8 protein-coding genes are annotated in these 8241 nt (G+C 51.6%); all 8 read right to left on the bottom strand.

Annotation, left to right across the window (positions count from 1 at the left end):
- Positions 1 to 36: 36 nt before the first annotated feature.
- Positions 37 to 4065, bottom strand: coding sequence for a DNA-directed RNA polymerase subunit beta (rpoB, locus tag AC0TOY_RS00455; RefSeq protein ID WP_024908260.1), 4029 nt, complete (start codon positions 4063 to 4065; stop codon positions 37 to 39).
- Positions 4066 to 4384: 319 nt separating this feature from the next.
- Positions 4385 to 4750: a 50S ribosomal protein L7/L12 gene (rplL, locus tag AC0TOY_RS00460; protein ID WP_002445276.1), complete on the bottom strand. Its 366-nt coding sequence runs from the start codon at positions 4748 to 4750 to the stop codon at positions 4385 to 4387.
- A gap of 66 nt (positions 4751 to 4816) precedes the next feature.
- Positions 4817 to 5314, bottom strand: coding sequence for a 50S ribosomal protein L10 (rplJ, locus tag AC0TOY_RS00465; RefSeq protein WP_005132895.1), 498 nt, complete (start codon positions 5312 to 5314; stop codon positions 4817 to 4819).
- Positions 5315 to 5605: 291 nt separating this feature from the next.
- Positions 5606 to 6310 (bottom strand): 50S ribosomal protein L1, encoded by a 705-nt coding sequence (gene rplA / locus AC0TOY_RS00470; RefSeq protein WP_006810530.1) that lies wholly within the window; start codon positions 6308 to 6310, stop codon positions 5606 to 5608.
- 3 nt (positions 6311 to 6313) lie between these two features.
- Positions 6314 to 6742 (bottom strand): 50S ribosomal protein L11, encoded by a 429-nt coding sequence (rplK, locus tag AC0TOY_RS00475; RefSeq protein WP_008503452.1) that lies wholly within the window; start codon positions 6740 to 6742, stop codon positions 6314 to 6316.
- 156 nt (positions 6743 to 6898) lie between these two features.
- Entirely contained in the window at positions 6899 to 7444 is a 546-nt protein-coding gene (gene nusG, locus AC0TOY_RS00480; RefSeq protein ID WP_002438628.1) for a transcription termination/antitermination protein NusG, read from the bottom strand.
- 1 nt (position 7445) lies between these two features.
- Positions 7446 to 7829: a preprotein translocase subunit SecE gene (secE, locus tag AC0TOY_RS00485; RefSeq protein WP_014068449.1), complete on the bottom strand. Its 384-nt coding sequence runs from the start codon at positions 7827 to 7829 to the stop codon at positions 7446 to 7448.
- A 225-nt stretch (positions 7830 to 8054) separates the two neighbouring features.
- Positions 8055 to 8241: EF-Tu C-terminal domain-related protein (locus AC0TOY_RS00490; protein WP_000308341.1), on the bottom strand; the 187-nt coding region annotated here is incomplete at its 5' end.

The raw sequence follows: 8241 nt of genomic DNA on the forward strand, positions 1-8241 counted from the left end.
GGTTAATCCGGCACCAGTGACCTGTTTGAGCGAGAATTACTCGTCTTCCAGTTCGATGTTGATACCCAGCGAACGAATCTCTTTCAACAGTACGTTGAAGGATTCTGGCATGCCCGGTTCCATCTGATGGTTGCCGTCCACGATGTTTTTATACATCTTGGTACGACCGTTCACGTCATCAGACTTAACGGTGAGCATTTCCTGCAGGGTGTATGCCGCGCCGTATGCTTCCAGCGCCCACACTTCCATCTCCCCGAAGCGCTGACCACCGAACTGTGCCTTACCACCCAGCGGCTGCTGAGTAACCAGGCTGTAAGAACCGGTAGAACGAGCGTGCATCTTGTCGTCGACCAGGTGGTTCAGTTTCAGCATGTACATGTAACCTACGGTTACCGGACGCTCGAACTGTTCACCAGTACGGCCATCAAACAGCGTAATCTGACCAGACGTTGGCAGACCACCCAGTTGCAGCAGCTCTTTAATTTCAGCTTCTTTCGCACCGTCAAAGACCGGCGTTGCGATTGGCATACCTTTTTTCAGGTTCTCAGCCAGGCGCAGCACTTCTTCATCGCTGAAGGTATTCAGGTCGACTTTCTGACGCACGTCGGTACCCAGATCGTAGGCACGCTGGATGAATTCGCGCAGTTTCGCGACTTCTTCCTGCTGCTTCAGCATGGCGTTAATCTTGTCGCCGATACCTTTCGCAGCCATACCCAGGTGGGTTTCCAGGATCTGACCGATGTTCATACGAGACGGTACGCCCAGCGGGTTCAGTACGATATCTACCGGCGTACCGTTAGCATCGTGCGGCATATCTTCGATCGGGTTGATCTTAGAGATAACACCCTTGTTACCGTGACGACCTGCCATCTTATCACCAGGCTGGATCTGACGTTTAACGGCCAGATACACCTTAACAATCTTCAGCACGCCTGGTGCCAGATCGTCGCCCTGAGTGATTTTGCGGCGTTTCGCTTCGAGTTTTTTCTCGAACTCGTGTTTCAGTTCGTCATACTGCTCAGCCAGCTGTTCCAGCTGATTTTGTTTCTCTTCGTCGGTCAGGCCCAGTTCCAGCCAGCGATCGCGTGGCAGTTTGTCGAGCTTCTCAGCTTCAACGCCACCGGCAACCAGCACCGCATAGATACGGCTGAACAGACCCGCTTCGAGGATCTGCAGTTCTTCAGACAGGTCTTTCTTAGCCTGTTTGAGCTGCATCTCTTCGATTTCCAGCGCACGCTTATCTTTCTCCACGCCGTCACGGGTGAAGACCTGAACGTCGATAACCGTACCGGAAACACCGTTTGGTACGCGCAGAGAAGAGTCTTTAACGTCAGACGCTTTCTCACCGAAGATGGCACGCAGCAGTTTCTCTTCTGGCGTCAGCTGGGTTTCACCTTTAGGCGTAACCTTACCAACCAGAATGTCGCCGCCGGTCACTTCCGCACCGATGTAAACGATACCGGATTCATCCAGTTTGGAGAGCGCAGCTTCACCCACGTTAGGGATGTCAGCGGTGATCTCTTCTGGCCCCAGCTTGGTGTCACGGGACACACATGCCAGTTCCTGAATGTGGATGGTGGTGAAACGATCTTCCTGAACCACACGCTCGGAGACGAGGATGGAGTCTTCGAAGTTGTAACCGTTCCACGGCATGAACGCTACGCGCATGTTCTGACCGAGCGCCAGTTCACCGAGGTCGGTGGACGGACCGTCTGCCAGCACGTCGCCGCGCTCAACTGGCTCACCCAGAGATACACAAGGCATCTGGTTGATACAGGTGTTCTGGTTAGAACGGGTGTATTTGGTCAGGTTATAAATGTCGATACCTGCTTCGCCCGGATACATCTCGTCTTCGTTAACTTTGATAACGATACGGGATGCATCGACGTACTGAACAGTACCGCCACGTTTAGCAACCGCAGTAACACCGGAGTCAACGGCAACAGCACGTTCCATACCGGTACCAACCAGCGGCTTATCAGCGCGCAGAGTTGGAACGGCCTGACGTTGCATGTTCGCACCCATCAATGCACGGTTGGCGTCATCGTGTTCCAGGAACGGGATCAGGGACGCACCGACGGATACCACCTGCTGGGTGGATACGTCCATGTAGTCAACCTGGTCGCGGCTGAACAAGCTGGATTCGCCTTTGCTACGGCAGGTAACCAGATCTTCTACAAAGTGGCCTTCGTCATCCAGGTTGGAGTTCGCCTGAGCGATAACGTAGTTGCCTTCTTCGATAGCAGACAGGTAATGAATTTCGTCGGTTACAACACCGTCGGTCACTTTACGATACGGGGTCTCAAGGAAACCGTATTCGTTCGTCTGTGCGTACACGGACAGGGAGTTGATCAGACCGATGTTTGGACCTTCAGGCGTTTCGATTGGACATACGCGACCGTAGTGAGTCGGGTGTACGTCTCGAACTTCAAAGCCTGCGCGCTCACGGGTCAGACCGCCTGGGCCGAGTGCAGAGATACGACGTTTGTGCGTAATCTCAGACAGCGGGTTGTTCTGGTCCATGAACTGAGACAGCTGGCTTGAACCGAAGAACTCTTTCACTGCTGCAGAAATCGGCTTGGCGTTGATCATATCCTGAGGCATCAGGGTATCCAGATCGCCCAGAGACAGACGCTCTTTCACCGCACGCTCTACACGTACCAGGCCAACGCGGAATTGGTTTTCCGCCATTTCGCCTACGGAACGGATACGACGGTTGCCGAGGTGGTCGATATCGTCCACTTCGCCTTTACCGTTACGGATATCGATGAGCTTCTTCATCACTTCGATGATGTCGTCTTTGCTCAGGATACCGGAACCTTCGATTTCGTCGCGCAGCAGAGAACGGTTGAACTTCATACGACCAACCGCGGACAGATCGTAGCGGTCTTCAGAGAAGAACAGGTTCTCGAACAGGCTTTCCGCCGCTTCGCGAGTTGGTGGCTCACCAGGACGCATCATGCGGTAGATTTCTACCAGCGCGCTCAGACGATCGGTGGTTGGGTCGACGCGAATAGTCTCAGAGATATACGCACCGTGGTCCAGATCGTTGGTGAACAGCGTTTCGATACGTTTGTGGCCAGACTGGCTCAGCTTAGCCAGCAGATCCAGGCTCAGCTCCATGTTCGCCGGGCAGATCAGCTCACCCGTTGACTCGTCAACGTAATCTTTTGCGGCTACTTTTCCTGCAATGTACTCAACCGGAACTTCGATGAGTTTGATATCATCTTTTTCCAGCTGGCGGATGTGGCGCGCGGTGATACGGCGACCTTTTTCCACATACACTTTGCCGTCGGCTTCGATGTCGAACGACGCGGTCTCACCACGCAGACGTTCCGGCACCAGCTCCATCTGCAGCTTGTTGTCGCGGATTTCAAAGATCACTTTCTCAAAGAACAGGTCCAGGATCTGCTCAGTGGTATAGTTCAGTGCACGCAGAATGATGGTTGCAGGCAGTTTACGACGACGGTCGATACGGACAAACAGGTTGTCTTTAGGATCGAACTCGAAGTCCAGCCATGAACCACGGTAAGGGATGATGCGTGCGTTATACAGTACTTTACCGGAAGAGTGTGTTTTACCTTTATCGCTGTCGAAGAAGACGCCCGGGCTACGATGCAGCTGGGAAACGATAACACGCTCAGTACCGTTGATAACGAAAGTACCGTTGTCAGTCATGAGTGGAATTTCACCCATGTAGACTTCTTGTTCTTTAATGTCTTTTACGGTGCCTTCCGGCGCTTCGCGCTCGTAGATCACCAGACGCAGTTTTACGCGCAGCGGTGCGGAATAGGTCACGCCACGGATCTGACATTCCTGAACGTCAAACACCGGTTCGCCAAGGCGGTAGCTGACGTACTGCAGCTCGGAGTTACCGCTGTAGCTCTGAATCGGGAACACGGAGCGGAAGGCTGCTTCCAGACCGTACTGCCCTTCAGGATCTTGCTCGATAAACTTCTGGAACGAGTCAAGCTGGATAGAAAGGAGATATGGAATGTCCAGAACTTGTGGACGTTTACCAAAATCCTTACGAATACGTTTTTTCTCGGTATAGGAGTAAACCATAGGGTTCCTCAGCTCGCTGACAAGTCGACCCATCTGTCCGACGAAGGGACAGTTTGTGCAACACCATTTTGTGGACCGGAAAATTGAATACTTTCCGCAATACCTGTTGCTATCACGCTTAAATCATTTCGTCGCGATTTACACAGAGCGAGCACCCTGTCGCAATATATTAAGTCGTCGATAGAAACATGCATTGTCAGGACAATCAGCAGTCAAACAGTGTGAAATGCTACTGATGCCTTACAGCGCAAAAAGGCTGGTGACTAAAAAGTCACCAGCCATCAGCCTAATGACTTAGGCTGCAACCAGAAAAGTTGGCTTATTTAACTTCAACTTCAGCGCCAGCTTCTTCCAGAGATTTTTTCAGTGCTTCTGCGTCGTCTTTGCTCACGCCTTCTTTCAGCGCAGCTGGAGCAGATTCTACCAGGTCTTTAGCTTCTTTCAGACCCAGGCCAGTTGCGCCACGTACTGCTTTGATAACAGCAACTTTGTTAGCGCCAGCAGCTTTCAGAATTACGTCGAATTCAGTTTTTTCTTCAGCAGCTTCAGCCGGGCCCGCAGCTACAGCTACAGCAGCAGCAGCAGAAACACCGAATTTTTCTTCCATTGCAGAAACCAGCTCTACAACGTCCATTACGGACATAGCTGCTACTGCTTCAATGATTTGATCTTTAGTGATAGACATTTAAATTGTTCCTGAAAATCAGAATAAGTTTATACGTAAGCAAATGCTTTATAAAGATAACTGCGATTAAGCAGCTTCTTTCGCATCGCGAACAGCAGCCAGAGTGCGAACCAGTTTGCCAGCCGAAGCTTCTTTCATGGTTGCCATCAGGCGTGCAATTGCTTCTTCGTAGGTCGGCAGGGTTGCCAGGCGATCGATGTTCGATGCCGTGATCAACTCACCTTCAAAGGCTGCAGCTTTGACCTCAAATTTTGCATTCGCTTTCGCGAACTCTTTGAACAGACGAGCAGCAGCGCCCGGGTGTTCCATAGAGTATGCAATCAGGGTCGGACCAACAAACGTGTCTTTCAGGCACTCGAACTGAGTACCTTCAACTACGCGACGCAGCAGGGTGTTACGAACAACACGCATGTATACGCCAGCTTCACGACCTGCTTTACGCAGTTCAGTCATTTTGTCTACAGTAACGCCACGGGAATCCGCAACTACTGCAGACAGCGCGCCTTTGGCTACTTCGCTGACTTCAGCAACAATCGCTTGTTTGTCTTGAAGATTTAAAGCCATTAGCTTTGCTCCTGGATGTTTGCCGGAACTCATGTTCCGGAACTCACTTCACTCTTCCCAACGGAAAGAGCGTCTTAATACGGTGAGCAGAAACAAGCCAGAGTATCCAAAAATAATCTTAGCGTTCTGTCACCGTCTACGCAGGGGATTAAGTCTCTTGCGAAACACCTGCGGTCTTCGACGGAGGCCTGGATTAGGCCAGGCTCCAACGAACAAATCTTTTAGCCGCTAACTTTCGTTAGCAAACGTGGGGGTAAGATTGTAGACAAAATCACCGCCCACGTAAAGGCATTAGTTTGCAGCAGCGCTCAGGCCAGCCTGGTCAACTGCAACACCTGCACCCATGGTGGTGGAGATGCTAACTTTCTTGATGTACACGCCTTTTGCCTGAGTTGGTTTTGCTTTTTTCAGCGCAACCAGCAGAGCTTCCAGGTTTTCTTTCAGTTTGTCAGCGTCAAAGTCCACTTTACCGATGGTGGTGTGGATGATGCCGTTTTTGTCGTTACGATAACGAACCTGACCTGCTTTAGCGTTCTTAACCGCTTCAGCAACGTTAGGAGTTACAGTACCAACTTTCGGGTTTGGCATCAGGCCGCGTGGACCCAGAACCTGGCCGAGCTGGCCAACAACGCGCATTGCATCTGGAGAAGCAATAACAACGTCAAAGTTCATTTCGCCTTTCTTGATCTGATCAGCCAGATCTTCCATACCTACCAGTTCAGCGCCAGCAGCTTTAGCAGCTTCAGCGTTTGCACCCTGAGCAAATACAGCTACACGTACGGAACGGCCAGTACCGTGTGGCAGTACAGTTGCGCCACGAACGTTCTGATCGGATTTACGCGCGTCGATGCCGAGGTTAACGGCAACGTCAACGCTTTCAACGAACTTAGCAGTTGCCAGTTCTTTCAGCAGAGCGATAGCTTCGTTGATGTCGTACTGTTTGGTCGCATCAACTTTGTCACGGATCACGGACATGCGCTTGGTCAGTTTAGCCATTTCTTAGTCCTCCACTACCAGGCCCATGGAACGTGCAGTACCTTCGATTGAGCGAGTCATCGCTTCAATGTCGGCACCAGTCATGTCGGCAGCTTTGGTCTGCGCGATTTCCTGCAGCTGAGCGCGGGAAATTTTACCCACTTTATCTTTGTTCGGTTTACCGGAACCAGACTTGATACCAGCCGCTTTCTTCAGCAGAACTGCTGCTGGAGGGGTTTTGGTAACGAAAGTGAAAGAACGGTCAGCGTAAACAGTGATTACGACTGGGATTGGCAGACCTTTTTCCAGGGATTCGGTTTTGGCGTTGAACGCTTTACAGAATTCCATGATGTTCACACCCTGCTGACCCAGAGCTGGACCAACTGGTGGACTTGGGTTCGCCATACCAGCTGCAACCTGCAGCTTGACGTAGGCTTGTACTTTCTTAGCCATTCTAAAATCCTCTGATTGGGTGATAGCGCCTCAGGGAGGCTCCCCGTGAATAAAATTCGTTTTACGGGCCGGGGCCCATAAAAACAAAAGGCGCGAAATTGTATTCCAATCTCGCGCCCTGTGCAACGATTAAATCGCCGCTTTTTTGATCGCTGCTTAGGCTTTTTCGACCTGCGCAAAGTCCAGCTCTACCGGGGTCGCACGACCGAAGATAGAAACAGAAACTTTCAGGCGGGACTTCTCGTAGTCCACTTCTTCAACGACGCCATTAAAGTCAGCAAACGGACCGTCGCTAACACGGACCATTTCACCCGGTTCAAACAGCGTTTTAGGACGCGGCTTATCACCCACCTGCTGCAGGCGGTTCATAATCGCATCAACTTCTTTGTCGCTGATTGGCGCCGGACGGTCAGACGTGCCGCCGATAAAGCCCATCACGCGCGGTACGCTGCGCACCAGGTGCCAGCTCGCGTCGTTCATCACCATCTGAACCAGCACGTAACCCGGGAAGAATTTACGCTCGCTTTTGCGACGTTGGCCGCCACGGATCTCAACCACTTCTTCGGTCGGAACCATAACTTCGCCAAATAACTCTTCCATGTTGTGTAATTTGATATGCTCACGCAGCGACGTTGCTACGCGGCCTTCAAAACCGGAAAACGCCTGAACGACGTACCAACGCTTTTTAGGGGCTTCAGACATCTTAGAACCTCAGGCCAGTAATAAAGGAAACCAGGCGAACCAGAATACCATCCAGTCCCCACAGGATCAGTGACATTACAGCGGTAACCGCCGCTACGATCAGCGTGGTGTGCAATGTTTCCTGGCGAGTCGGCCAAATGACCTTACGGACTTCGGTACGCGCTTCACGTGCAAAAGCAACGGTTGCTTTACCTTTAGTCGTCAACAGCGCGACACCGCCCGCTGCAGCAATCAGAATCACCACTGCCAGCGCGCGGAGCGGCAGCATCATGTCACGATAAAGATAGTTGCCAACGATTGCCACAATCAGCAGCACGGCAACAGCGACCCACTTCATCGCTTCCAGGCCGCGCCCGCTCCCTTGAGCTTCGGTATTCGCACTCATAAACCAACCTGTCAGAAGAATTCTACAAATAATTTCACCCCGCGATTGCGAGGCGAGCCAAATCGAAATAATCCCTTTAGGGATTATACGCTCTCTGCAGAGCCTGTCTCAGCAATGATTATGACAAAAATAATCACTGATGAGCCAGGTTCTGATGTGAAAGCGTGCAAAAAGGGCATCAAATGATGCCCTTTTCATGCGCATTGCGTCAAATGTTATCAGCGATTAGCCGAGAACTTTAGCAACCACGCCCGCGCCAACGGTACGGCCACCTTCACGGATTGCGAAACGCAGACCGTCGTCCATCGCGATTGGGTGGATCAGAGTCACAACCATCTTGATGTTGTCGCCTGGCATTACCATCTCAACGCCTTCTGGCAGTTCGATGGTACCGGTCACGTCAGTTGTACGG

The sequence above is a fragment of the Enterobacter sp. PL_is379 genome (assembly GCF_055817355.1).